Source organism: Streptomyces sp. NBC_00075 (assembly GCF_045041225.1).
Lineage (GTDB): Bacteria > Actinomycetota > Actinomycetes > Streptomycetales > Streptomycetaceae > Streptomyces > Streptomyces adonidis.
In genome coordinates, this window is sequence record NZ_CP108243.1 from 431,913 (window position 1) to 457,358 (window position 25,446).

Annotated in this window: 22 protein-coding genes; 7 read left to right on the forward strand and 15 right to left on the reverse strand. The window is 71.7% G+C overall.

Features of this window, described 5'->3' with window-relative positions; translation table 11 throughout:
- A complete protein-coding gene (locus tag OG787_RS02040; RefSeq protein WP_369037318.1) occupies positions 1–987 on the reverse strand; it encodes an amidohydrolase family protein in 987 nt (328 codons plus the stop codon).
- A 339-nt stretch (positions 988–1,326) separates the two neighbouring features.
- Here OG787_RS02040 and OG787_RS02045 point away from each other — a divergent pair, with 339 nt between their 5' ends.
- Positions 1,327–2,118, forward strand: a complete 792-nt coding sequence (locus tag OG787_RS02045; RefSeq protein WP_369037317.1) for an IclR family transcriptional regulator — start codon at positions 1,327–1,329, stop codon at positions 2,116–2,118.
- A 48-nt stretch (positions 2,119–2,166) separates the two neighbouring features.
- On the opposite strand, the gene OG787_RS02050 is transcribed toward OG787_RS02045, so the two are convergent.
- The 7 genes from OG787_RS02050 to OG787_RS02080 form a co-directional block, all read right to left on the reverse strand.
- Entirely contained in the window at positions 2,167–2,874 is a 708-nt protein-coding gene (locus tag OG787_RS02050; protein WP_405534104.1) for a maleylpyruvate isomerase family mycothiol-dependent enzyme, read from the reverse strand.
- Positions 2,875–3,342: 468 nt separating this feature from the next.
- The gene (locus OG787_RS02055) at positions 3,343–5,025 is read right to left on the reverse strand and encodes a (2,3-dihydroxybenzoyl)adenylate synthase (RefSeq protein WP_405534105.1); all 1,683 of its coding nucleotides are present in this window, start codon (positions 5,023–5,025) and stop codon (positions 3,343–3,345) included.
- Between the two features lie 12 nt (positions 5,026–5,037).
- Positions 5,038–7,143: an acetate--CoA ligase family protein gene (locus tag OG787_RS02060; protein WP_405534106.1), complete on the reverse strand. Its 2,106-nt coding sequence runs from the start codon at positions 7,141–7,143 to the stop codon at positions 5,038–5,040.
- Positions 7,140–8,744, reverse strand: coding sequence for an FAD-dependent monooxygenase (locus tag OG787_RS02065; RefSeq protein WP_405534107.1), 1,605 nt, complete (start codon positions 8,742–8,744; stop codon positions 7,140–7,142). The genes OG787_RS02060 and OG787_RS02065 overlap by 4 nt, the downstream gene beginning before the upstream one ends.
- Before the next feature lie 2 nt (positions 8,745–8,746).
- Positions 8,747–9,571: a fumarylacetoacetate hydrolase family protein gene (locus OG787_RS02070; RefSeq protein WP_369037312.1), complete on the reverse strand. Its 825-nt coding sequence runs from the start codon at positions 9,569–9,571 to the stop codon at positions 8,747–8,749.
- Entirely contained in the window at positions 9,568–10,674 is a 1,107-nt protein-coding gene (locus OG787_RS02075) for a cupin domain-containing protein (RefSeq protein ID WP_405534108.1), read from the reverse strand. The genes OG787_RS02070 and OG787_RS02075 overlap by 4 nt, the downstream gene beginning before the upstream one ends.
- A gap of 87 nt (positions 10,675–10,761) precedes the next feature.
- A complete protein-coding gene (locus OG787_RS02080) occupies positions 10,762–11,568 on the reverse strand; it encodes a PaaX family transcriptional regulator C-terminal domain-containing protein (RefSeq protein ID WP_405534109.1) in 807 nt (268 codons plus the stop codon).
- A 158-nt stretch (positions 11,569–11,726) separates the two neighbouring features.
- Here OG787_RS02080 and OG787_RS02085 point away from each other — a divergent pair, with 158 nt between their 5' ends.
- Positions 11,727–12,452 carry an alpha/beta fold hydrolase gene (locus OG787_RS02085; protein ID WP_405534110.1) on the forward strand — a complete coding sequence of 242 codons (726 nt, stop codon included), beginning with the start codon at positions 11,727–11,729 and terminating at the stop codon, positions 12,450–12,452.
- A 94-nt stretch (positions 12,453–12,546) separates the two neighbouring features.
- The gene (locus OG787_RS02090) at positions 12,547–12,828 is read left to right on the forward strand and encodes a zinc-ribbon domain-containing protein (protein WP_369037308.1); all 282 of its coding nucleotides are present in this window, start codon (positions 12,547–12,549) and stop codon (positions 12,826–12,828) included.
- Between the two features lie 19 nt (positions 12,829–12,847).
- On the opposite strand, the gene OG787_RS02095 is transcribed toward OG787_RS02090, so the two are convergent.
- On the reverse strand, positions 12,848–14,836 hold the full coding sequence (locus tag OG787_RS02095; RefSeq protein WP_405534111.1) for a DUF1996 domain-containing protein: 1,989 nt from the start codon (positions 14,834–14,836) through the stop codon (positions 12,848–12,850).
- 253 nt (positions 14,837–15,089) lie between these two features.
- On the opposite strand from OG787_RS02095, the gene OG787_RS02100 reads away from it, so the two are divergent.
- On the forward strand, positions 15,090–16,454 hold the full coding sequence (locus tag OG787_RS02100) for an FAD-dependent oxidoreductase (protein ID WP_405534112.1): 1,365 nt from the start codon (positions 15,090–15,092) through the stop codon (positions 16,452–16,454).
- Positions 16,455–16,550: 96 nt separating this feature from the next.
- On the opposite strand, the gene OG787_RS02105 is transcribed toward OG787_RS02100, so the two are convergent.
- Positions 16,551–16,874 (reverse strand): YkvA family protein, encoded by a 324-nt coding sequence (locus OG787_RS02105; protein ID WP_369037305.1) that lies wholly within the window; start codon positions 16,872–16,874, stop codon positions 16,551–16,553.
- A gap of 409 nt (positions 16,875–17,283) precedes the next feature.
- Here OG787_RS02105 and OG787_RS02110 point away from each other — a divergent pair, with 409 nt between their 5' ends.
- Positions 17,284–17,721 carry a DUF485 domain-containing protein gene (locus OG787_RS02110; protein WP_369037304.1) on the forward strand — a complete coding sequence of 146 codons (438 nt, stop codon included), beginning with the start codon at positions 17,284–17,286 and terminating at the stop codon, positions 17,719–17,721.
- On the forward strand, positions 17,715–19,325 hold the full coding sequence (locus OG787_RS02115; protein WP_405534113.1) for a cation acetate symporter: 1,611 nt from the start codon (positions 17,715–17,717) through the stop codon (positions 19,323–19,325). Before OG787_RS02110 ends, OG787_RS02115 begins: the two co-directional genes overlap by 7 nt.
- 479 nt (positions 19,326–19,804) lie before the next feature.
- Here OG787_RS02115 and OG787_RS02120 read toward each other — a convergent pair whose 3' ends face one another.
- The 4 genes from OG787_RS02120 to OG787_RS02135 all read right to left on the reverse strand — a co-directional run bounded on the left by OG787_RS02120 (position 19,805) and on the right by OG787_RS02135 (position 23,589).
- Positions 19,805–20,437, reverse strand: coding sequence for a DUF6629 family protein (locus OG787_RS02120; RefSeq protein WP_405540382.1), 633 nt, complete (start codon positions 20,435–20,437; stop codon positions 19,805–19,807).
- Positions 20,438–20,523: 86 nt separating this feature from the next.
- Positions 20,524–21,351 carry a methyltransferase domain-containing protein gene (locus OG787_RS02125; RefSeq protein WP_405534114.1) on the reverse strand — a complete coding sequence of 276 codons (828 nt, stop codon included), beginning with the start codon at positions 21,349–21,351 and terminating at the stop codon, positions 20,524–20,526.
- A gap of 17 nt (positions 21,352–21,368) precedes the next feature.
- Positions 21,369–21,755: a DUF6479 family protein gene (locus tag OG787_RS02130; RefSeq protein ID WP_369035673.1), complete on the reverse strand. Its 387-nt coding sequence runs from the start codon at positions 21,753–21,755 to the stop codon at positions 21,369–21,371.
- 289 nt (positions 21,756–22,044) lie between these two features.
- Positions 22,045–23,589 (reverse strand): helix-turn-helix domain-containing protein, encoded by a 1,545-nt coding sequence (locus tag OG787_RS02135; RefSeq protein WP_405534115.1) that lies wholly within the window; start codon positions 23,587–23,589, stop codon positions 22,045–22,047.
- Between the two features lie 58 nt (positions 23,590–23,647).
- Between OG787_RS02135 and OG787_RS02140 the strand changes: the two genes are divergently transcribed.
- Positions 23,648–24,268: an L-threonylcarbamoyladenylate synthase gene (locus OG787_RS02140; protein ID WP_235472576.1), complete on the forward strand. Its 621-nt coding sequence runs from the start codon at positions 23,648–23,650 to the stop codon at positions 24,266–24,268.
- Here the strand turns inward: OG787_RS02140 and OG787_RS02145 are convergent.
- Positions 24,254–25,189 (reverse strand): ROK family protein, encoded by a 936-nt coding sequence (locus tag OG787_RS02145; protein WP_369035719.1) that lies wholly within the window; start codon positions 25,187–25,189, stop codon positions 24,254–24,256. The two genes, OG787_RS02140 and OG787_RS02145, sit on opposite strands and share 15 nt — an antisense overlap.
- Positions 25,190–25,446 lie beyond the last annotated feature (257 nt).

Here is a 25,446-nt window from a genome sequence, read left to right on the forward strand (position 1 = left end):
TCAGGCACCCGCGAGCGCGGGCGTTGTCGTGAGGCCGAGGAGCTTCTCGGCGTTCTGGTGGCCGATCTTGAGCCGGTCGGCGTCGCTGATCGGCGCGTCCCGAAGGAAACTCGTCGCCGTCCCGATGTCCTCGAAGGGGTAGTCGGTGCCGAAGAGGATGTGGTCGGCGCCCATCGACAGCAGGGCGGTGAGCAGCGGGGCGGAGGAGCAGACGCCGCTGGTCGTGATGTAGAGGTTGTGCCGGATGTACTCCGAGGGCCGGCCGCGCTTCAGCTCGATGCCGTGGTGTGCGTGGAAGTTCCAGCGGGAGTCCATGCGCCACAGCACGAAGGGCAGTCCCTCTCCCATGTGGCCGAGCAGCAGCTTGGCGTTCGGGAAGTCGTCGAAGACGCCGCCGAAGATCAGGCGCAGGGCGTGGGTGGCCGTGTCGATGCCCCAGCTCCACATCGGTCCGACGAGTTCGGGGTGTCCGGAGAGCACGTGGGCGGTGTCGACGCCGTTGGCCGGGTGCAGATAGAGCGGTACGTCGAGATGCTCGGCGCGCTCCCAGACGACGCGCAGCTCGGGGTCGTCGAGGTACCTGCCGTGGGTGTGGGCGTTGACCAGGCCGCCGCGCAGACCGAGCTGGGTCACCGCGCGCTCCAGTTCGTCGGCGGCGGCCTTCGGGTCCTGGAGGGGCAGCGCGGCGAAGCCGGAGAAGCGGTCGGGGTGCTCGGCGATGACTCCGGTGAGGAAGTCGTTGACGGTGACCGCCTGGCGTACGGCGGCTGCCGGGTCCTTCTCCGCCTGGATGCCGGGAGAGTTGAGGGAGAGCACCTGCATGTCGAGGCCGGCGGCGTCCATGGCGTCGAGGCGTTCCTCGGTGAGGTCGAGGAGCCGGCGGGAGGCCTCGGCCCAGGCGCCGGGCTGGGCGATGGACGCGGTGGAGGTGCCGTGGCCCACGAGGTCCGGGGTCACGAAGTGTTCTTCGAGGCCGATCAGCTTCATTGCGGAGTTCTCCTCGGGTGATCTCGTACGCGTCTGCGGTCGAGGTCGCGGGTGCGGGGGCTGGTACCGGTGCGGCGGCGCCCGGCTCGGTGTGAGTGGCCGGGGCGGATGGGATGCGCGGGTGTGTGCGCCGAAGAACGAGCGGCTCCGGGCGGCTGCGAAACGGGCCGCCGGTGGGGCGGGACAGTCGAGGGAGGTGACTGCCACCGCTCCCGCAGTTCACCAGAACGTAACGCGTTCCGCAATAGTGAATGTAAGATCTGTTTGCGATCGGAGGTCGGCGCTCGGCGCGTCGATAGGCTGCATACCTTCGTCCACCTGCAAGAGGAGTGCCGCGCTGTGACCACGACCGACCCCAAGGAGAACAAGGAGAACGGGGAGCGTCAGGGCATCCAGTCCGTGGAAATGGCCATGCGGGTCCTGCTGGCCCTGGAGGGCGGCGGTGGCGCGCTGAGCCTGTCGGCGATCGCGCAGGCGAGCGGGATGCAGCCCAGCAAGGTCCACCGCTATCTCGTCAGCCTCGGCCGTATCGGGCTGACCTCGCAGGATCCCGCGTCGGGGCTCTATGACTTCGGCGCCTCGATGCGCCGCCTGGGCGCCGAGGCGCTACGGCGCACCAACGAGGTGGCCGTGGCGAGCGGGCACGCGATGCGCCTGCGCGACAGCACGGGCCACTCCGTGAACCTGGCCGTCTGGGGCGACCGCGGCCCGCTCGTGGTGAGCTGGGCGTACGGGACCCGCCCGCTGCCGCTGACCGTGCGGGTCGGTGCCACCCTCCCCCTGCTCACGTCGTCCGTCGGTCAGGTCTTCCTGGCCTACCTGCCCGAGAGCCTCACGGACGAGGTACTGCGTGAGGAGCTGCGCGGCAAGGAGGCCGACTGGACGGGCGAGCGCCTCGCGGCCACGCGCTCCCAGGTCCGCGAGCACGGACATGTCGTGACGCACAGCGGTGTCATCCCGGGCATCATCTCCGTCGCGGCACCCGTGTTCGCGGCGAACGACCCGCTGCCGCTCGCCATTTCCGTCGTACTGCCGGAGAGCGCCGGCACGCCGGGGCATCTCGCCGAGGTGACCGCCGAACTGCTCGGCACGGTGGCCGCGGCTTCGGAGGAGTTGGGGTATCTGTCGTAGCCGCGACGGGCGGGCGGTGCCCGAGCGGGGCCTCCGCAGCTGCGAAGGTCACAGCCACGACGGCAGAACCACCGGCACGGGCCCGCCCCCACGCCCGGTGACCCAGGCCAGCAGCTCCGCCGCAGGCGCCTCCGCCACCTCCGGATCGCCCGACGGACCGAGGGTCCAGGTACGGTCCCGGTCGGTCGGTGCGAGGCGGACCGACGGGCAGTGTGGGCGAACGGAGAGGGCGCCGGTCACGTCGTCGAGCAGGGTGTCGACGACGTCGACGGGCAGGTCCGCGAAGGTCGCCCCGGCATCGAGGTCCAGGGCATGCAGCCACACTTCGCGCACCCGCATCCAGGGGATCTCCGCGGCGGGGATCGTACGGCCCAGGGCGCTGCGGACCTCCGCCCGCCAGGAGCCGGCGTCGAGGGTCGCGAGGGCGTCGTCCAGTTCGGCGGCCGTGGTTTTCAGCTGTCGCCGCAGCTCAGCGGGTGGTAGGGCGGCGGAGTCCTCGATCTCGACGGCGCGCTGCTCACGGTCGGCGTACATCGGAGTCGGGACGCCGGTACGGGCCCAGGCGGCGAGCCGGCCGAGTGCCTCGGCGTTGCGAGCGAGGTGGCCGATGACATGCGCCCTGGTCCAGCCGGGGAGGGTGCTGGGGGCACACAGGCCGTCGTCGGTGAGCCGGTCGGCCACGGTGAGCAGGAGGTCGGTGCCGTCGCGCATCCAGGGCAGGGTGGCGGTGAGGTCGTGTCGGTCACAGCTCGTCATGGGGTGCTCCTGGGGCCTGCGGTGGCGGGGTGACGGCGTCGGTGTCCGGAGATGGTGAGTCTCTGGGACGTGCGGTGCCGAGGCGGTGGCGGTGGGCCGCCGGGCCCGGTGCGCTCCCGGACCCCACGACGGCGAGGGGTCGGCAGCGGACCGCCGGAACCACGACCGTCCCGGGACCCACCGAGGCGATGGAACAACGGCAGGCCGACTGCCCCCGCGCGACCACCGCACCCACCATGGCAAGGCCGCGGCAACGAACCGTCAGGACCGCTGCCGTCCCACGGTCCACCACGACGAAGGAGCAACAGCGAGCTGACTGCCCCCTCGCCACCACCGCACCCACGACGGCGGGGGAACAGCGGCGAACCGCCAGTACCGCCGCCGACCCAGGACCCACCACGACGCCCGAGCCATGCCAGACCGGCCGCCCCGCACGACCACAGGACCCACGTCGGCGATGGGCGCCGCTCACTGGCCGGTCCCGTCGGCCGTGGGGGCGATCCGGGCCGCGATGTCCGCGCGGAGCGCCTTCTTGTCGATCTTGCCGACCTTGGTGGCGGCCAATTCCGTCACGCACACGAGGTGCTCGGGGAGTTTGAAGCGGGCCACCCCGGCCGCGTCCATCGCTGCGCGGATGCCGTCGAGGGTCGGGGCGTCGTGCCCCGGTTTCGTGACGACGTAGAGGCATACGCGTTCGCCCAGTTCGGGATCGGGCATGGCCACGGCCGCCGCCTGGCTCACCTCGGCCAGTTCGTAGACGAGGTTCTCGACCTCCTCGGCGGAGATCTTCTCGCCGCCGCGGTTGATCATGTCCTTGTCGCGGCCCTCGACGACGAGGTTGCCCTCCGGCGTCCGTCGGCAGATGTCGCCGCTGCGGTACCAGCCGTCGTCGGTGAACGCGCGCGCGTTGTGCTCGGGGGCCCGGTAGTAGCCGCGCGGGGTGTAGGGGCCTCGGGTCAGGAGGGAGCCGGGCTCGCCCTCGGGGACGTCCTCGTCGAGCGGGTCGACCAGGCGTACCTCGTCGTCCGGGCACATCGGGCGGCCCTGGGTGGTGCAGATGACGTCCTCGGGGTCGTCGAGGCGCGTGTAGTTCAGCAGTCCCTCGGCCATGCCGAACACCTGCTGGAGGGTGGCGCCCAGCACCGGACGGACCCGGCGGGCCAGTTCGTCGGCCAGCCGCGCCCCGCCGGCCTGGAGCACGCGCAGGCTCGCCAGTTGGTGCGCGCCGTGTCGCTCGGCGTGTTCCAGCCAGCGTCCGGCGACGGCGGGGACGACGGCGGTGTGGGTCACTCCCTCGGCGTCGATGGCGGCGAACGCCCTGGCCGGTTCCGGGCTGGGCAGCATGACGACCTTGCCCCCGACCAGCAGGGTGCCCAGGATGCCGGGGCAGGCCAGCGGGAAGTTGTGCCCGGCGGGCAGGCTCACCAGGTAGACGGTGTCCTGGTCGACGCCGCAGACCTCGGAGCTGGCGCGGGCGTTGTACGCGTAGTCGTCGTGGGTGCGGGCGATCAGCTTGGGCAGGCCGGTGGTGCCGCCGGACAGCAGGAACACGGCGACGTCACGGCTGCCGGGCGCCGCGGCGTCCAGGCGGGCCCGGTCGGCGGCCGGGTCCTCGCCCGGCGCGCACAGGGCGCGCAGGTCCAGGCTGCCGGAGGCGATCTCCTCCCCCGCCACCAGGACGTGCCAGGGGCCGGGTGCCTCCTTGCCCAGTTCATGGGCGAGCGCCTGGTGGTCGAAGTCGCGCAGCCGGTCGGGCACGGCGATCGCGACGGCCTCGGAGTGCGCGGCCAGGTAGGCGAGTTCCATCCGGCGGTGCGCGGGCAGCGCCATCACCGGCACGATGCCGGCGCGCAGACATGCCCAGGTCAGGGCGGTGAACTCCCAGCCGTTGGACAGCTGGACCACGATCCGGTCCCCGGGGGCCAGCCCGAGGTCGAGCAACCGGCAGGCCAGCGCGTCGGCGCGGTCGGCCAGTTCGGCGTAGGTCTGGCGCAGTTCGCCGTCGACCAGGGCGGTCGCGGCGGGGTGACGGTCCGCTGCCTCGCGCAGCAGGTCGCCCAAGGGGCGGCCGGCCCAGTATCCGGCGGCGACAAAGCGGGCGGCATCGGCCTCGGGCCAGGGAACCGTGCCCTCGGTGATGGGTGCGGCCATCGGACACCTACCTCATTCGGCTCTGTTGGGGGCGGCGACGCACACAGCATCCAGGGCGACGAGGCCCCGGTCGGTGAGCCGCAGCGGGTTGATTTCGATCTCGTCGAGTTCGGGGTGGGCGGCGAGCAGATCACCGAGGGCCGCCACGATCTGGCCGAGTGCGTCGCGGTCGAGGACGGGACCGCCGCGCCAGCCGTCGAGGAGGGCGTGTCCGGCCAGTTCAGCGGGCATGTCCGCGGCCTCGGCGGGGGCGAGCGGCGCGAGCCGGAGGGCCACGTCGGCCAGCGCCTCGGCGGTGGTGCCACCGAGTCCGACCAGGACGACAGGGCCGAACACCGGGTCCCGGCGGGCTCCTACGACCAAGTCTGCTCCCGAGGGAGCCATCGACTCCACCAGGCAGCGTCCGATATGCGGCTGCCGCCGCGTGGGCCGCGCACCCGTGCCCGCCTCGATCGCGTCGAGAGCGGCGTCGAGTTCCGCCGGGGTACGCACCCCGAGCCGGACGCCGCCGATCTCCGTCTTGTGCAGGACGGTCGCGTCGAGCAGCTTGACCGCCACCGGTCCTGGCAGCTCGGCCAGGGCCCGATGGGCCTCGGCGCGGTCGGCGCACGCCCTGCGGGGCATGGTCGCCACGCCGAGCGTGCCGAGCAGCGTCTTGGCCTGGTCCTCGTCCCACGGGCCGCTGCCGATGTCCACGGTCGGCCGAGACTCCCTGGTCACGTCCGTACGGCATCGGGCGCGCGCGTCGGCGAGCAGTGCGCCGGTCATCGCGGCGAGCCCCTTCGGGTCACCGGCGACCGGTACGCCCCGGTCGAGCAGGGCCCGGCGGGTGCGGCGTACGTCCTCTCCCGCACCGCCGACCCCGAGCAGCAGGGGGACGCCGGGCGCCGCGTCGCCGTAGGCGTCGACCGCGCCGAGCAGGTCGAAGGCGGCCGGTTCGTGCAGCGCGTACCCGGCGATCAGGTCCACCGCCGGATCGGCGGCCACCGTCCCGAGCACGGCGGCGAAGCCGGGCCCGGGACGGCCGGTGTCCACCGGGTTGTGCTGATAGGTCAGCGGGGGCAGTACGGCCGCCAGGGCGCCCCGGGTGTCCTCGGCCAGCTCGGGCACGGCGGCGCGGCGTCCGCGCAGGTCGTCCAGGAGGAGCAGGCCGGGCCCGGCCTGTGCGGTCACGACGCCCACTCCCGGATCGGCGGCCGGGGACAGCCGTACGAGGGACAACGCGCCGACGGCGTCGACGAGTTCGCGCTCGTCGTCGACCAGCACGGCCCCCGCCTGGGCGAGCGCGGCTCGGGTGGTGCGCCACGAGGTGGCGAGGGCGCCGGTGTGGGAGGCGGCGAACGCCCCGATGTCGTGGCGGCCGACGACCAGGGCGACGACCGGACGGGTGCGGGTCAGCCGGGCGACCGCCCGGGTCAGCCGGCGTCCGTCGGCGACGGACTCGATGTGCAGGGCGACCGCGGTGGTCTCCCGGTCGTCCGCCAGATGGTCGAGGACGTCCTCGGCGGCGATGTCGACGGCGTTGCCGAGTCCGACGGCCAGGCTCACGCCGTGTCCGGCCTCGGCTAGCAGGAACGCCAGCGCGTGATTGACGCCGCCGCTGGCCGCCACGACGGCGATCCGGCCGGACTGCACATCGGCCGCGCCGGGCACGAAGCTGGCGGTGACGCCTCGGCCGGGCGCGAGGAAACCGGAGGTGTTGGGCCCGAGCAGCCGTACGCCGGTCCGGGCGGCCACTTCGGCCAGCTCACGCTGGTGGCGCTCGCCCTCGGGGCCCGCCTCGGCGAACCCTCCTCCGTAGATCACGGCGGCCCGCGCACCGGCCCTGGCGGCCTCGGCGACGGCGTCCGCGCAGCCGGCGGCCGGGACGCAGAGCAGCGCCAGGTCCACCGGACCGTGCTCGGCGGCCTGCTCCACCGACCCGTACAGCCCGGCGGACGGATCCGGGCGGCGGGCGTTGACCAGGCCGACGTACCCCGGGAATCCGGCGACCGACCGGGCCAGCGCCGCGCCCAGTTTCGACGGGTCGTGGGAGGCGCCGACGACGGCGATGCCGCGCGGCGCGAACAGCGCGCCGAGTCCTTCGGCGGTCTCCTTCTCGACCGTGGTGCTGGTCATTCGGGTTCCTCCCAGGAGGCCAGGGTGGCGGCGGTGGCTCCGACCAGGTCGGTCCGTCCGGACAGGACAGCGGTGACCGCGCGGTCGTGGTCCAGGCTGTCGTCGACGAGCAGCGCGGGCAGTCCGTGGCGCAGCCGGGCCTGTTCGGTGAGGAGCGTGCGGGTGTACGCCGTACCGCCGTGCACGGCGACCAGCAGCGGAGCGCCGCCCGTCAGAGAGGCGAGCGTCTCGTGCGCGGCGGTGAGGCCGGGCTCGTCGTCGGGGGCCTCGATCCAGGCGCCCCAGGGGTCGCCGTCTTCCGGCGCGGAGGCGCGCAGCGGCAGCGGGGCGCCGTTCGCGGAGCGGACCGTCGCCCCGTTTCCGTCGGGCTCGACGGCGACCGCCCGGCCGGGCGTCGACCATTCGCCGAGGTCCAGGGGTGTCCGGAGCGGCTCGGCCCCGTACCGTCTGCGCCACTGCTCGTGGCCGGCGGAGACGAAGTGCGGTGCTCTGCGCGCGAGACGCGCGTCGCTGATGCTCCGCGACAGGAAGTGGTAGGCGAACTGCCAGGGCTCGAAGGCGTCGTGGTAGGTGCCGAAGTGCTCCCACCAGCCGAGGCTGGGCCGGGCCGCGCCCTGTATCGACTCGACCGACGGCCGGGCCTCGGCCTCGTAGGCGGCGAGGGCCACCGGGAGGTCGGTGCCGTGCTTGGCGAGGGCGCCGGCGAGCGCGACCGCGTCCTCCATGGCCATCTTCGTACCGGAGCCCACGGAGAAGTGCGCGGTGTGCGCGGCGTCGCCGAGCAGGACCACCGGGCGGGGTTCGGTCACGTACCAGTGGCGGGTGCGGCGGGTGCGGAAGTTGCCCCAGCGGGAGTTGTTGACCAGGAGGTTGTGGCCTTCGATCTGTTCGGCGAACAGGCCTTCCAGGTACGCCTTGGTGCCCAGGTCGCTCGGTCCGGGCGGCTGGGTGACGTCGAAGGCGTCGAGGCCCGCGGCCCGCCAGGTCGTCTCGTCGGTCTCGACGATGAAGGTGCTCACGTCCGCGCTGACGGGGTAGCCGTGCACGGCGAACACGCCGTGCGGGCCGCGCTCGTGGACGAAGGTGAGCCCGTCGAACATGTAGTCGGTGCCGAACCAGATGAACTTGGCCGTCGCCGTCTCGACCGAGGGCTCGAACCGCTCCTGAACGGTGTCGCGGATCCGCGACGAGGTGCCGTCGGCGGCGACGACGAGGTCGTAGTCGTCCAGGTCGGCCAGTTCGACCTCCGTACGGAAGCGCAGGTCGGCGCCCAGGTCGCGGGCCCGGTCCTGGAGCAGTGTGAGCAGCGTGCGGCGGTGGATCGCGGCCATGCCGTTGCCGCCGCAGCGTATTCGCTCGCCCTTGAGCCGTACCTCTATGTCGTACCAGTGCCGGCCGTGGGTTTCGAGCGCTTCCCGGAGCACCGGGTCGGCCTCGTGGATGCCGGCGAGGGTGCGGTCGGAGAAGACGACACCGAAGCCGAACACGTCGTCGGCGTTGTTGCGTTCGAAGACCGTGACCTCGATGGACGGGTCGGCCTGCCGGGCCAGGGCGGCGAAGAACAGCCCGCCGGGGCCGCCGCCGACGACAGCGATACGCATGGTCAGCCCCTCACCAGGGTGTTGCGGCACTCGCCGACGCCCTCGACCCGGGTCACCAGTTCGCTGCCCTCGGTCAGATAGCGCGGGGGCTTGCGGGCGTGGCCGACGCCGCCGGGGGTGCCGGTGGCGATCAGGTCGCCGGGGGCGAGCGTGATGATCCGCGATATGTAGACGATCAGGGCCACCGCGTCGAAGACCAGGTCGCCGGTGTCGGCCTTCTGCATCAGCTCGCCGTCCACCGTGCAGCTCAACTCGCCGGTCAGGGGCGCGTCGTCGGGCTCGGCCGTCACCAGCCACGGCCCGACCGGGGTGCTGGCCTCGAAGGTCTTGCCCTGGTGCCACTGCGGGGTGCGGTACTGGAAGTCGCGTGCGGTGACGTCGTTGACCACCGTGTACCCGGCGATCGCCGCACGTGCCTGTTCGGGGGTCGCGTGGCGGATCTCGGTGCCGATGACGACGCCGAGTTCGGCTTCCCAGTCGACGGCGTCCGAGCCGGCGGGCAGTACCACCGGGTCGTACGCGCCGACCTGGGCGCGGGCGAACTTGGAGAAGAGGGTGGGGTGTTCGGGCAGTTCGCGGCCCATCTCCAGGATGTGGTTGCGGTAGTTGAGCCCGACGCACACGATCTTCTCGGGGGACGGCACGGGAGGTGCGTAGTCCAGTCCCGCCAGGTCGTGGCGCGGGCCGTCCGCGGCGGCGGCCTCGGCCCGCCAGTCGGGGCGGCGCAGCAGCGCGCCCAGGTCGGGGTGGCCGAGTTCGACGGCGGCGTCGTCGTCCACGCGGACGGCGCGGGTGCCGTCGGTGGTGCGGATTGTCGCGAGCCTCATACGGTCGGTTCCTCTCGGTGGGTGCGGGCCAGTCCGAGCGCCTCGTACACGGGGTCGTCGGAGAAGCGGAAGGCGTCCAGGCCGCCTTCGGTGGTGATGGTCAGCGGGGCCCAGGACGGTACGGCGAACAGGTCACCTGTCCCGACCTCGTACCGCTCGTCGCCGACGGAGACAGTGCCGGTGCCGTCGAAGACCTGCCAGACGGCGGAGCCGCACACCCGGGTCGTCGCGGTACGGGCCCCGGCGCGCAGCCGGTGCATCTCCGTGCGGATGGTGGACAGGGCGTCGCGCGCGGTGGCCGGGTCCGTGAACCGCACGACGGCGTGCCCGGGCTCGACGACTCCCGGGAAGCCCTCGTCCTCCAGTTCCAGCTGGGCGGTGAGCGCCGCGTCGGTGTGTTCCCAGCGGTACGCCATCAGCGGCGACGCCGGTGTGGCGGGGGCCCCGACCGGGCGGAGGCCGGGGTGGCCCCACAGCCGCTCGTTGCGGGAGGCGGCCGGGGTCGCCCGGGTGGAAAGCTTGTCGGGGCCGAACTCGAAGAACCCGGCGTCGAGCTGGCGCACCAGCGGGATGTCCAGGCCGTCGATCCAGGCCATGGGCCTGTCGGTGGTGTTGTGGTGCTCGTGGAAGTGCATACCGGGGGTGAGCAGCAGATCCCCGCGGCGCATGGCCACGGCGTCGCCCTCGACGTTCGTCCACACGCCTTCGCCCTCGACGACGAAGCGGAACGCGGTCTGGCTGTGCCGGTGGGCCGGGGCCTCCTCGCCCGGGCCCAGGTACTGGATCGCGGCCCAGAGGGTGGCGGTGGCGTACGCGGTGCCGGGCAGGCCCGGGTTGGCCAGCGCGATGGCGCGGCGCTCACCGCCCCGGCCCACCGGTACGAGGTCGCCGCTGCGCTCGGCGAGCGGGTGGAGCACCGACCAGCGCCACAAAGCGGGGACGGCGTCCGGCTGCGGGACCTGGGTCATCAGGCCCTCGCGCTGGGTCCACAGCGGTGTCAGGTGCGCTGCCTCGAAGTCGGCGTAGAGCCTCTCCAGCGCGGCACGTTCCTCCGTGATCGTCACGGCAGACCTCACTTCCTCGGGGTGGCCTGCCGCCAACATAAGTCACTATCTCGACGACCGTCTACGTCATGACACATATTTCGCGGAGTCTGCCCGTCGGCCGGGTCGACCTCACCGCCCACACCGTCAGGCTCCCGCTTCGGCGAGCAGCAGGTCGACGTACCCCTCCGCCTCCGTGCGCAGCAGGCCGTGGGCCTCAAGGAACACCTCGTGGGCGACCCGGCCGACCCAGCCCTCCGGCAGCAGGTCGGGCGGCAGGTCGGGGTCCCGGAAGGGGAACAGGCGGTAGTCGTGGATGAGCCGCATGCGCTCGACAAGCGCGTCGCGACCGCGCAGTTCGCCGGCCCGGTAGCGGGCGAGGCGCGGCCGGTAGCGGTCGACCAGCTCCGCGTACTCCTTGTTCAGGGCGGTCAGGTCCCAGGAGCGGGACGCCATGTCCCGGTCGGCCGCGGCACCCTCCGAACGGGCGTGCAGCGCGTCGAGCCGCACCGAGGGGTGATCGGCAAAACTCTCCCTGACCTGGGCGATCCGGTCGTGCGGACTGACCCAGACCGACGCCGACAGCATGCCGAACCCCAGCCAGGACAGCCGTTTGCGCAGCTGCTCGCGCAGGGCACGGTCGGCCTCGGGAACCGTGTAGATGACCATGCGCCAGTGGCCGTCCCACGGTCCGGACTCCCGGGCGAAGATCCGCGTCCGGCCCTCGTCGAGCAGCCGCCAGGACGCGTCGGTGAGGGCGTAGGCGGTCTCCCGGCCCTCACGGCGGCTCTCCAGCCAGCCCTCCTTGCGCATCCGGGCGGCCACCACCCGTACCGTGCTCTCCGGGATGTCGAAGCAGGCCATCAGTGCCACCAGGGCACGCAGCCGGACGACGCCGTCCCGGTAGCGCAGATAGTCGCCGAACAGATCGAAGACCAGAGACCGTGGCTTCACAGGCACCTCCAGAGACCCGCGAGGGCCCGCCTCCCGGCAGATCTCCCCCCGCATTCATTCATGTCATCCACTTGACGATCGTCTCATACCTGACTCATATTGCGGCTATCCATAGAGGCCGCTTCCGCGGCGGCCTCCCCCGCGTCAAGGGAGACGCCATGGCAGAGACCTTCGTCCTCGTATCCGGTGCGTGCCACAGCGGTTGGACCTGGCGCCTGGTGGCCGAGCGGCTGCGCGCCGAGGGGCACCGCGTCCTGGCCCCGGACCTGCCCGGCCTCGGGGACGGCGACACCCCCGGGCGCCACGGCCTGGCCGACATAGCCGACTTCCTGGTCGACCTCGTCGAGCGGGAGGATCTGCGCGACATCACGCTCGTCGGGCACAGCTGGGGCGGCTACCCGCTCACCGCGGCGGCCCCCCGGCTCGCTTCCAGACTCCGCAAGCTCGTCTATTGGAGCGCCTTCGTCCCGGCGGAGGGCGCGTCCCTCCTGGACGAGGTCCCGCCGCACTACGCCGAGATGTTCACGCAACTCGCCGCCGCGTCCGGCAACGACACGATCGTCTTCCCGTACGAGGTGTTCTGCGGGGCCTTCATGCAGGACGGCGACGAGAGCACCCAGCGCCTGGTGCACAGCCTGCTCGTGCCACAACCTCTGCGCTTCTTCACCGAGACGGTCACCCCCGTCGACCCGGCCGCGCTCGGCATCCCCGCGTCCTACGTGGTGGGCACCGAGGACCTGGCCCTGCCGCCGGGCGAGTTCGGCTGGGCCCCCCGCTTCCCGCAGCGCCTGGGCCCCGACACCCCCGTCATCGAGTACGCGGGCAGCCACGAGGCCCAGTTCACCCGCCCCGACGAACTCACCGCGGCGCTTCTCAAGGCATAGGCGGAACAGAGGGGACACGTACTGCTGGAGCGACCCGGGTCCGGAAGATACCGTCGACCGACGACAGACGCACCGACGACGGGACACCTGCAAGATGATCATCTTCGGCACCAAGGGATACCTCTACCAGCTGGCGATACTGACGCTGGTGTGCGGGCAGTGCGGCAATCCCGCCGCACACACCCTCAGGAAACGCGTCACGAAGTTCACGCTGTTCTTCGTGCCCCTGTTCCCTTTCTCCACGAAGTACCAGACACAGTGCACCTTCTGCGGTGCCGAGCAGAAGGTGACCAAGGAGCAGGCGGAGCAGCTGCAAGGCAGCGCCGTCGGTGGCCCGACGAACACGCCGCCCCAGCAGCAGTCCTACCGCCCCTGAGCGGAGGCGCCCACGGTCGTCACCGCGACGCCTTCCTGATGCGGCGCAGCATCAGGAAGCCGGCGATCAGGAGAACCGCTCCGACCGCGGCCGGCCACAACTGCGTTCCCGTGTCGGCGAGATCACCGGTGACCGCCTGCGGCGCGGGCTGCGCGACGGCATCGTCGCCGGTGCCCTCGTCGGCGGTCGCCGCGCCGCCGATCTCGCCGTCACCACCGTCGTCCGTCGGCGTCACGTCCGATTCGGCCCGCTGGGTGGCCGGCGGAGACGTGTAGGCCTTGGGCTCCGCTTCGGCGGGCTCCTTCGTGGGAGCGGGCGTGGGAGTGGCGCTCTCCTGGTCCGGGCCCTGCGTGCTCACGGACGGGGACGGCGAAGGCTCCGCGGTCTCGTCCTCACCCGGGGTGTCCGTGGGGTCCGGGGCCGGCTCGTCGGTCTCCTCGGACGGCGGGTCGGGCGTCGGCGACGGGCTGTTCTCCGGGTCCTCGCCGTTCGGGGCACCGGCCTCGCACTGCCGTCCGGCATTGATGCAGTCGACCATCTCCCGCATCAGGTTCTCGTCGAACACGTTGATGAAGTCGCCGTGGTCCGTGACCGGCTTGTGCAGCTGCTCGGGGAACGAGTCGACCGCGAACAGCGGGGTCGTACGGCCGCCGTCCCGCAGGCTCGGTGCGTCGACGTCGTACACGATGCGCTGCACCAGCTGCGGAATCGCCCGGAATCCGGCCGGGCAGTTGCCGGCCGCGTCGGCGAACGCCACATGGGTGCGGTGGTTGGCACTGTCGATGTTCGTGCCGTCCCAACAGCTCTGGAACCTGAAGGTGCGCACGACGTCGCTGCCCTGGGGGCAGAGCGGGTACTTGTCCTTGAGCTGCCGGTCCTCGAAGCCGGTGCAGCTCCAGGAGGCGTTCGCGTTGGCGGTGCCGTTGACGAACGCCTTCGCGTCGCCGGTGATAATGCGCAGCAGCCGGGGCATGGCCACGACCTCGCCGCTGGGGCTGCCCACGAACGTCATCGTGACCTGCTCGGGCGTGACGATCTCTCCGGCGTTGCCCTCGATGCCGCCACCGGGAGAACCGGCGTCCTGCTCCTGCGTTCCGTTCTGCAGGCGCAGGACGGGCCAGAAGTAGGAGGACTTGTCGCCCTGGTCCACGCAGGTGGTCTGTGCGGCGGCCAGGTCCTCGTCGCTCGCGAACGCGTTGTTGGACTGGTTGCCGACGTAGTCGTGGAAGTGGTGTGCGCCGTTGGAGACACCGGGGGCCACGATGACGTTGTCCGAGTTGAACAGCCCGTTCGCGTTCACACCGCAGCTGGTGGAGAAGGTGCCGCGGGAAGCGTTGCCCTGCTGGGACGGGCTCTGCGCGGTGGGCTGGACGGTGGTGATGTCCGCGAAGTCGTCGGCGACGGGACCGTTTCCGGCCTGACCGCCGTTGCCGTCGCCGTCCTGCCGGCCTTCCTCGCCGCCCTGGTCGCCGCTCTGGTCGTCGCCCTGTTCCTGGCCCTCCTGGCCTTCCCCGCCCTGCCATTCCTCCTCGGCCTGATTGCCGGAGTCCCGGAGCGTGCAGGCCGCCAGGGCTTCAAGCCCCTCGGGGCGGTCTCCCACCCGGTCGATGGCGATCGCGATCCGTTCGATGGTCGCGGTTCGCTTGTCCTTCAGCGGGTTCATGATCGCGGAGTCGGCGAAGCCGCTGTCTTCCTGCATGGCCTGCGTCGAGTTCTGTAGCCGTTGGTAGGCCTCGGCTGTCTGCTGGTCCAGGGCGGCGAGTTCCTTGTCGACCTCCGACCGCGCCTCGTCCGGTACGGCCGCCAACCGGTCGCCGACATCGGGGCAGTCGATCGTGGCGGCTCCCGAGTACAGCGTCTGCCCAGCCGAGTCACCGCCCGTACCGCCTTCGGTGGCCGAGGCGTAGACGTTCGCCGCGACCAGTCCGCCTCCGCCCAGCATCAGGGCGACCGCCGCAAAGGTGGCGCGGCGTGGACCAGTTGGGCGTCTGCGTGTGTTGCGTCCCACGGAGTACTCCTGCACTGCATGGCCGGATCGACATGGAAATGCCCCCAGTGCCATACGCGGCCGGACCCCCGGGCGTTCAAGTGCCCCACAGATTCATAGGAACCTCTAAGGGAGTCGGGGTGAGCAGGGGCCTCCCAGACCCCATAAGTCCGCCTTATGGGCCCATAACCCGGACCCCCGTACTAGCTTAGGCTTGCCTTAGTTTAGGCTTCCTTCGAAGATCTCTTACTCGTCGTTCGAAGGGAACCTGATCATGCCTCGCCCTCTGCGGGTGGCCATTGTCGGAGCCGGCCCGGCCGGGATCTACGCCGCCGACGCGTTGCTCAAGTCCGCAGTGGCCGTGGAGCCCGGCGTGTCCATCGACCTCTTCGAGCGGATGCCCGCCCCCTTCGGTCTGATCCGGTACGGCGTCGCCCCCGACCACCCGCGTATCAAGGGCATCGTGACCGCCCTGCACCAGGTGCTCGACAAGCCGCAGATCCGTCTCTTCGGCAACGTCGACTACCCGGGCGACATCAACCTCGACGATCTGCGTGCCTTCTACGACGCGGTGATCTTCTCGACCGGGGCCACGGCCGACCGGGCGCTCGACATACCGGGCGTCGAGCTGGAGGGCTCGTACGGCGCCGCGGACTTCGTCTCCTGGTACGACGGCCACCCGGACGTGCCGCGTACGTGGCCCCTCGACGCGGAGAGGGTCGCGGTCCTCGGGGTCGGCAACGTCGCGCTCGACGTGGCCCGCGTGCTGGCGAAGACGGCGGACGAGCTGCTGCCGACCGAGATCCCGGCGAACGTGTACGAGGGCCTGAAGGCCAACAAGGCGCTGGAGGTCCACGTCTTCGGCCGCCGTGGCCCGGCACAGGCCAAGTTCAGCCCGATGGAGCTGCGCGAGCTGGACCACTCCCCCAACATCGAGGTCATCGTCGACCCCGAGGACATCGACTACGACGACGGCTCGATCGCGACCCGGCGCGGCAACAAGCAGGCCGACATGGTCGCCAAGACGCTGGAGAACTGGGCGATCCGCGACATCGGCGAGCGCCCGCACAAACTGTTCCTGCACTTCTTCGAGTCGCCCACCGAGATCCTCGGCGAGGACGGCAAGGTCGTCGGCCTCCGCACGGAGCGGACCGCTCTCGACGGCACCGGCAACGTCAAGGGCACCGGTGAGTTCAAGGACTGGGACCTCGGCGCGGTCTACCGCGCGGTGGGCTACCTCTCCGACAAGCTCCCCAAGCTGCCCTGGGACGTCGAGTCGGGCACCGTCCCCGACGAGGGCGGCCGGGTCATCGAGGAGACCGGCGAGCACCTCGCGTCGACGTACGTCACCGGCTGGATCCGGCGCGGCCCCGTGGGGCTTATCGGGCACACGAAGGGCGACGCGAACGAGACCGTCGCCAATCTGCTGGACGACCACGCGAACGGCCGTCTCCGCACGCCCGTCTCACCCGACCCGGAGGCCGTGGACGCGTTCCTCGGCGAGCGGAACGTCCGCTTCACCACCTGGGAGGGCTGGTACAAGCTGGACGCCGCGGAGAAGGCCCTGGGCGAGCCCGAGGGCCGCGAGCGCATCAAGATCGTCGAGCGCAAGGACATGCTCCGGGCCAGCGAGGCGTAGGCGACACCGCTGGAACCGCCAGGAACACAGGAACAACAGGGCTCGGCTCGCGGGACACCGCGAGCCGAGCCCTTCTCGTCCCTCACCTCTCGTCCCTCACCCCCACTTGCCGGGACGGCCGGTCGGAGCGGATTCCGGCGGCGGGCCGGCGTCGACCTCCCGCGCCTGTGCGCGCATGGAGCGCAGGGCCAGCAGGAGTACGCCGATGTCGTCCAGGTAGACGGGGTCGGGCACGAGGTCGGCCGGGAGCACCAGATAGGCGACCGCGCCCCAGAAGATCCAGCGCGGGCCCGTCGGCAGGCCCGCGCGGCGCAGATCCCGCCGGGTGCGGACCAGCCGTACCAGCACGGTGCCCGCCACGGCCAGCACGGCCGCCGCCAGGACCGCGACGACCAGGATCACCGTCGTGGTGGAATCCATCATTCCTCCGCCGTTCCGCGCTCGTCCCGCTCCATCCTTCTCACCCTTCGACTTCCCCTTCACGGTGTCTCCACACCGCGACCCCGACACCTCTCCCGTACGGCAGATTCAAGACAGCCCAAGGGCCGAGAATAGTCCGGACCTTATCCGTCGCGGCGGATTTCCGCAGGTTGCGCCGGGCGGCAAAGTGATCAGGAAGAGCGCGAATGAGTCATTACTCAAGAGTAATTCACAGCGAGTTGATTGTTCCGGAGCGCCGCTGCCATAATCCGCTTCCTAACCCGTCACTCCCCGGGCGGGCTCTGCATCGGAATTCGCTCCACGAAACGTCCGGATTCACGATTCCCCCACTGTTTCCGCACGCGAGCGCTAATCCGGCGCGACATAAAGCAGCGAAGAAGGTGCGTTTATGTCCAATTATTTCACGCGGCCGGACGAGCCGCCCGTATACAGCCCGACGTACCCCGACCCCAGACCTGAGCGGGCGATACACGGCCACCCTGAATTCCGGTCGTTGCGGAACGACTACCGCCGCTTCGCAGCCGTTTCGACAGCGCTCGCCGTCGGCGGATTCCTGCTCTATGTCCTTTTGTCGAGCTTCGCACCCGGAATCATGAATCAGCCACTCGCCGGTCATCTGACGCTCGGGCTGGCCCTCGGCCTGGGCCAGTTCGTGGTGATGGGGGTGACCGCCTGGCGCTATGTACGGCGGATGCGCACCCGCTTCGATCCGGTCGCGCGGAGACTGCGCTCCCAGTTGGAGCAGCAGCGTCGGCCCGGGCAGCAACGCCCGGCCGAGCAGTCCGGTCCCCGCCCGCAGAGCAAGAGGGAGTTCCGCACGTGGTGACGACGACCATCGCCGCCGGTGTTGTCGACCCGTTCAGCCGGCAGTTGACCTTCGTGCTGTTCCTGTCGGTGGTCGTGGTGACCTTGTTCGCCGCGCTGCTGATCGCCCCGCAGCGTGACGAGGTCGGCGAGTTCTATCTCGGCAACCGGGAGATGTCGCCGCTGCGCAACGGGCTGGCGATGTGCGGGGACTATCTCTCGGCGGCGACCCTGCTGGGCAGTACCGGGCTGGTCGCGCTCACCGGCTACGACGGGCTGCTGTATCTGTGCGGCACGACGGTCGCCTGGATGATGGTGCTCCTGGTGATCGCCGAACCGCTGCGCAACTCGGGCAGGTTCACGCTCGGGGACACGCTGGCGCTGCGGCTGCCGCAGGGCGGACGGTCGGTGCGGCTCGCGCTCTCCCTCTGCACCCTGACCATCTGCTGCCTCTACCTGGTGGCCCAACTCGTGGGCAGTGTCGCCCTGTTGACCCAGTTCACCGGCGTCCCCAGCTCCACCACCCGCACCCTGTGCGTCGTCGTCATCGGCACCGTCGTCATCGTGTACGCCTCGCTCGGCGGTATGCCCGGCGCGACGTTCATCCAGATCGTCAAGGCCGTCATGCTCGTCTCCGGCATCGCCGTCACCGCCGTCATGGTGCTGCACCGCTTCGACTGGAACGTCAACGCGCTGCTGGAGGCGGCCACCGAGAACAGTGGCATCGGCCAGCGGTTCCTCGAACCCGGGCTGCGCTACGGCGGGAGCACCACCAGCAAACTCGACTTCCTCAGCCTCCAGTTGGCCATCGTGCTCGGCCTCGCGGCACTCCCCCACGTGATGATGCGGCTGCTCGCCCCGCGCTCCACCAACGTCCTGCGCTCTTCGGTGGTGTGGGCCGCGGGTCTGGTCGGCTTCGTCTGTCTGGCCGCCGGCATTCTCGGCCTGGGCGCCACCGCCCTGGTGGGCCGCGAGTCCATCGTCGACACCGACCCGAAGGGCGACGCGGCCGTGCTGCTGCTCGCGCAGTCCATCGGCGGCGGGGTGCTCACCGCGCTGCTGTCCTGCCTCGCCTTCGTCACGCTCCTCGCGGTCGCGGCCGGTCTCACTCTCGCCGCGGCCTCGTCCCTCGCCCACGATCTGTACGGCGAGGTCATTCGCAAGGGGCGCGCCACCCAGGCCGAGGAACTGGGCGCGGCCCGGCTGGCCGCGGTCCTCATCGGCGTGCTGGGTATGGGGCTGGCCCTGCTGTCGTGGGAGACCAACGTCTCGACGCTCGCCTTCCTCGCGTTCGCCATAGCCGCGTCGGCCCTACTCCCCACGCTCCTGTACAGCCTGTTCTGGCGGCGCTTCAACTCCCGGGGCGCGCTGCTCAGTCTGTGCGGCGGGCTGGTCTGCTCGGTGCTGCTGGTGGTGTTCTCTCCGGTGGTCTCGTCGACCCCGTCCTCCATCTACCCGTCGTCGGACTTCGCCTGGTTCCCGCTGCAGAACCCCGGCATCGTCTCGATCCCGGCGGGCTTCTTCCTGGGCTGGCTGGGCACGGTACTGGCTCCCCGCCAGGAGCCGTCCGCGTTCGAGGAGTTCGAGGTCCGCGCGCTCGTCGGCGCGGGAGCGGACGCCGAGTAGCACGAAGGCCTGTGGTGGCGGGGTGGGTCTTCTCGCCCCCGCCGCCCCTACCCGTCCCATCCCTGGGGGCTGCGCCCCCAGACCCCCCTGCGTCCTCAAACGCCGGACGGGCTAAAAGATCAAGCACCGTCCGACGTTCGAGGACAACCACACCCAGCCCACTCTTCTCCCCGCCCACCCACCCCCGCCGCACACCTGGCATTCCAGCCCGTCCGGCGTTTGAGGACAAGCGCGTTCAGCGCGACCCTCCCCAACCACCGCGACCTTCCCCAGCACCGCCCGCCACCCCCAGCCCGTCCGGCGTTTGAGGACAAGGCCGTCCAGCGCGACCATCCCACCCACCCGACGACCACCACCACCCTCCAGCCCGTCCGGCGTTTGAGGACGAGGCCGTTCAGGCCGACAGCGGGGGTCTGGGGGCGCAGCCCCCAGGGGATGGGAACGGGTAGGGGCGGCGGGGGCGAGGAAACTCAGTCGCGTCAGTGCCCCGGCACTGGGCCGTGGCGCCGGGTCCAGTTCAGCAGGACCAGGGAGCAGAGGGCGGCGAGGGCGCACCAGGTGGAGACGAACTCCAGGCGCCACAGCGCCCAGCACACCGGCGCGCCCACGCCGGCCAGCATCCCGAACAGGACCAGGCGGCGGTCTCCGGAGAGGAGCAGCGAGCCGACCGTGGCGAGCAGGTAACCGGCGACGAGCAGCCCGGAGTGGGACAGGTCGACGGCGTACCCGACGGTGTGGCCCCGGATGTCCGCCGTCACCTGGTGGTCCGACAGGCTGTACGCGAGTGCCGTGCTCGTCACGACGCCCGCGCCCAGCGGCAGCAGAAGACGGGGCCTCGCCCTCCCGGGAGCCGCGCACAGGACGGCCACCGGTACCCAGAGGGCCAGCAGCGGGAGGGCGATGACGGCCCAGGTCACGGTCGCGGGGCCGGTTCCGCCGTCCGCCCGCCAGACCAGGGACTCGACGATCTGGTGAACGCCGAGGAGCAACGGCAGCGCGGCCAGCGGCAGATCACGGCTGCGGCCCGCCCGCGTCACCGTCGTCACGCACGCCACACCCACGGCGGCGATACCCACCCCCGCCACCAGGTCCGCCGTCGCACTCCAGCACATCGCGCCGCCACAGGGTCCGTCGTCGCACACCTCGGCCTCACAGCGGACCACGGCCCGGCTCCGCCCGCACGCCGGGCGTCGACGGGTCAGGCGGGCCTGTGTGCCACCACGGCGAACATCGTCACCGACATGTGCAGCGCGCCCCGCTCCGCCGCCTCGGCCAGATCCGCGTACAGGCGGTCGCGCTGCGCCTCGGACATCAGTCCGCTCCGTACGGTCGAGTCGGCCATCATGCGGACGAGCGGCCAGGTCACCGTCCCGCTGTCCTGGATCAGCGCCTGCGAGCCCTGGTCGTCGACGACCAGTCCCGCGTCGGTCAGCTGACTCAGCAGCCGGCGCCCTGAGTACGGGTTGGCCGCCATGGCCAGGACCCCCGCCGTCAGCGCGGCCACCGTGTCGGGGTCACCGGGGTGCAGGAGGGCGGTCCCCCAGTCGGAGTCGATGAGCGCCACCCGGCCGCCGGGCCGCAGGACCCGCGCGATCTCGCCGACGGCCTTGTCCGGCTCGGACAGGTGTTGCAGGACCCGTTCGCACCAGACCACGTCCACCGTGGCGTCGGGCAGCGGAAGGGCGAGCGCGTCACCGTCCAGGAAGCGAACCGGGCTGCCGGCCGCGGCCGCCCGCCGCTCGGCGACATCGCGCATCACGGGGTTCGCCTCGATGCCCAGCGCGTCGCCGGACGGGGCCACGGCCGCCGCCAGGGCCAGGGTCTGCGTTCCCGTGCCGCTTCCGATGTCGATCGCGTGTTCGCCAGGACGCGGGTCGAGCGCGTTCTGAGCCCAGGCGCGCAGCCGCCGTACGCCGTCGGCCGCGTCCTGTGCGTCCAGGCCCGCCACGAGCTTGTCGACGTCAGCCGTGGCGAAGTTGCGCGCGTGGAACTCCGAGGTGGGCCGGATATCAGATGTTTCCCCCATGCGGCCCACTCTAGGAGTCAGGTCCTGCCCGAGCCACCGCTCCCGAAGGAACCGCTGTTGCCGGGCGACCAGCGCGGGCGGGTCTGGTCCGCGCCGCGTTTGGTGCCGGAGGGGTGGAGGTTGTGCGGCCTGAGGCGCTCGTCCTCGTCCGAGGTGTGCGGCACCTCGTTGGGCTCGCGCCGCTCCCGCTGCTCGTGCACCGCCCCGGAGTCCGGCAGCCTGGGCTGCTCGTCCGGCCTGGGCCGGGGCGCCTCCGCGTCCTTCACCCGCACTCCGAACCGGACGGCCCAGATCAGCAGGCCCGCCACGATCAGGCCACCGGCGAAGGCGGCGATCACATTGAGTACGTCGCTCGATGCGGCGAGTACCTGTCCCGTGTCTGCTGCTGCTCGTGCCGTGTCCATGGCCGCCGAGTGCCCACGAAACCGCCGGCTACTCACGAGGACACACTCGAATCCGGCGTACCGGGGCGAAAGCCGCGGGTGCGGGAAACGGCCGGACCCCCGTGCCGGCCGCGTCCCCGCACCCGCGGGTCCTGGAGGCCGTTTCCGGCCAGGCACCCGTCATGGGCACCGGCGCCCGGGTACACCTCTCGGAGAGGCGCGCGTACCGGAGCACCGGAGTCCAGATGAACCTACGCGCGTCGACCCGCGGTGTGTATCTCGCCGGTGCCCTCTCTTGTGCGCCGAGGACTCACTTGTGCACGGTCACGTCCGGATGGTCCCGCTTCGCCCGGCCGACGGCGGGTTCGTCGAGGTCGCCGAGGGCCAGATGGGCGAGGACGACCTCGTACAGGTCGCTGCCGCCGGCGAGGAGCTGGCGTTCGAGGACGGGTTCCGCGCTGCGTACGTGGTCGCGCACGGTCTGCGCGTGGATGCCGAGGACCTGTGCGGTGCGTTCCGCGTTGCCGCCGGCGGCGATCCAGGTGCGGACGGTCCGCCGCAGGTCCCGGGTGTCCGCGGCGAGGCGGCCGAGAAGACCGTCCGCCCAGGCCAGCAGCGGGTCGGTGCGCAGCAGTTCGGTCACTCCGGCGGGCGGGGTCGCGGGCGGGCGCGGTCCGTCCGGGACGGCGGCCTGGGTGTTGAGGGCCAGTTGGACGGCGGCCCGGGTGGTGAGGTCCGAGAAGTCGGCGTCGAGCAGGCCTTCCACGCGTTCCATCCGGGCGCGCACGGTGTTGCGGCTGACGCCGAGGATGATGGCCGTCTTGACGGCGGTGAACGAGAAGCCGAGGCGGGTGGTGGCGAGGAGTTCGGCGCGGGTGTGGTGGGGCAGGTCGTCGAGGGGCCGCAGCAGCCGGTCGGCCCAGCCGCGCAGGGCGAGGGGGTTCATCAGCCGCTCGGGGTGGGTGCGTTCGGCGTACACGGCGGCCCGGTCGGGGCGGAAGCGGGCCACGGCGAGGGCGCTGATGGCCTGTCCGTAGGCGGTGGCGGTCTGGGCGAGGTTCTGCCGGACGCTGCCGCCGATGAAGGTGTCGGGGCGCTCGCCTACGAGGGTGCGCAGTTCCGGGCCCGCCCTGTCCTGGCCCCGGTCGATGGGCGCCACGACGATCAGATGCTCGTCCACGGCCGGGCAGCGGACGATGAGCGCGTGCCCCTCCGCCGCCTCCTGGCAGTCCTCGGCGAGTTCGTCACGTCGTGCGGCCTGGCCTTCCAGGACGTAGACGCAGGCGGTGTCGGTGTCGAACAGGCCGGGCCAGAGGCCGGCGGCGACCCGGCGGGCGGCGATGATGTCGCCCACCATCAGCAGTTGGAGGATGGCGAGCCGGAGGTCGGAGGTCGCCCGGTCGAGCCGGTGTTCGGCGCTGATCGTCTCGCGTTCCCGCAGGAGCACTTCGAGCACCCAGGCCGTGCGGGCGACGATGTCGGTGGCCCGCCGGTCGAAGGGCCGACTGCTGGCCACCGCGAGCACGCCCTTGGTGGCGGGGTGGCCGAGTCCGGCCAGCCGGACATGGCGTCCCTGGGTGTGCACCGCAGCAGAAGCGATTCTGCCGGTGGCCACGTCCATCACGAGGTCGTCGGCGGCGGGCAACCGGTCACCTGCGAGGAGGGTGCCGGTGACGTCCTGGAGGGAGACCTCCGCGTCGATGGTTCCGGCGAGCCAGGCGGCCACTCTGCCGATGTCACGGGCGCCCGGCCGCAGTTGGTCGAGGAGTTCGTCCGCCCAGCTGCCGGAGGCGCCTACGCCGTCGTGCCCGTAGTCGGTCCCGCTGCCTGCCACGACGCCTCTCCCCTGGTCCATCACGTTCACACCGCTTCCCGGTCCGGAATTTACCTCACGGAGGGCATAGGCTCGGCGGATGGCAAGGTACTTCGACGTCCATCCCGACAACCCGCAGCCCCGCACGATCAGTCAGGTGGCCGACAGCATCCGCTCCGGTGCGCTGATCGCGTATCCGACGGACTCCTGCTTCGCGCTGGGCTGCCAGCTCGGCAGCCGTGACGGCATCGACCGCATCCGGTCGATCCGGCAGCTCGACGACCGTCACCACTTCACCCTCGTGTGCCGGGACTTCGCCCAGCTCGGCCAGTTCGTGCAGGTCGACAACGACGTGTTCCGGGCCGTGAAGGCGTCCACGCCGGGCAGCTACACGTTCATTCTTCCGGCGACCCGCGAGGTGCCGCGCAAGCTGCTGCACCCGAAGAAGAAGACCGTCGGTGTGCGCATCCCCGACCACACGGTCGCGCAGGCTCTGCTGGCCGAGCTGGGTGAACCGCTCCTGTCCAGCACCCTCCTCCTCCCCGACGAGAAGGATCCGCTGACGCAGGGCTGGGAGATCAAGGAGCGGCTCGACCATGTCCTGGACGCGGTCGTCGACTCCGGCGACTGCGGCACGGAGCCGACGACGGTCATCGACTTCTCCAGCGGCGAGGCCGAGATCGTCCGCCGGGGCGCGGGCGACACGTCACGGTTCGAGTGACGGCTCGCTGACCTCGTACGCCCCGAGTTCGTCCCGCGCGCGGGAGGCCGCTCCGACGGCCACGGCGTCGCTGCCGAGCCGGGCCCGTACGACGCTGACGGGCCGTCCGCTGACGGGCGGCTCGGCGGCGAGGGCCGTACGGACGGCCGGTTCGAGCAGCTGCCAGGCACGGCTGACACCGCCGCCGACGACGTAGGCGGTGACGTCGACCAGCCCGGCGGTGATGAGGATCGCGCGGGCGACGGCCTCCCCCGCCTCCTCGTAGACGACGGCGGCGTCGTGGTCACCACCGTCCGCGGCTGCCGCGACCGCTTTCGCGGTGAGCCCGGCGCGTCCGGTGCGTTCCCCGTAGCGTCGCCCGATCGCCCGCCCGGAGGCGAGCGTCTCCAGATGCCCACGGCCACCGCACGTACAGGGCAGGTCGCCGAACCCGGGTACGTGCCCGATCTCCCCGGCGGCCCCGTGCGGACCCTCGTACAGCGCCCCGCCCATCCACAGCGCACCGCCGACCCCGGTGCCCAGCGTCATGCCGAGCACATGGGGTACGCCCGCCACGGCGCCCTTCGTCGCCTCGCCCCGCAGGAACGCGTTGACGTCGTTGTCGAGGTACGCCGGAACCCCGAGCGCGCCCCGGATCGTCGCCGTCACCTCGAACCCGGCCCAGCCGTGGAAGGAGTCACTGACGACGAGCACGCGCCCGGCCTCCGCGTCCACGATCCCCGCAGCGCCGACCCCGACACCGACAAGCCGGGCCGGTGTCCGGGCGAGGAGGCCGGCCAGCGCACCCAGCGCGGCATCGGTTATCGCCTGCCCGCCGTGCGCCGCCGGGGTGGGCACCTCGGCCCGCGCGAGAACCGCGAGGTCGGGCGCGCACAGCACGACCTGGGTGGTCGTCCCGCCGATGTCGACACCGGCGTACACCTCGGGGAGGGGGAGGGTCACGCGGTGGCCCCCGTTGCACTGGGGGTGGTGGTGGCCCGGCGTTGCGGGACCGCGTCGGGCACTGCGGCGATGAGGCGCGGGGTGCGGTCCGTACCGGGACACCGGGAACTCGTCACGCCGAAGCCCCCCTTCCACCGACCGCCGGGGCAGCCCGGTGCTCCGTCCGGCGCCTGCGCTGCGGAATCGGGTCGGGCACCGGGACCGCGGCGATCTGGCACCGGGCGCAGTCCGCGCCG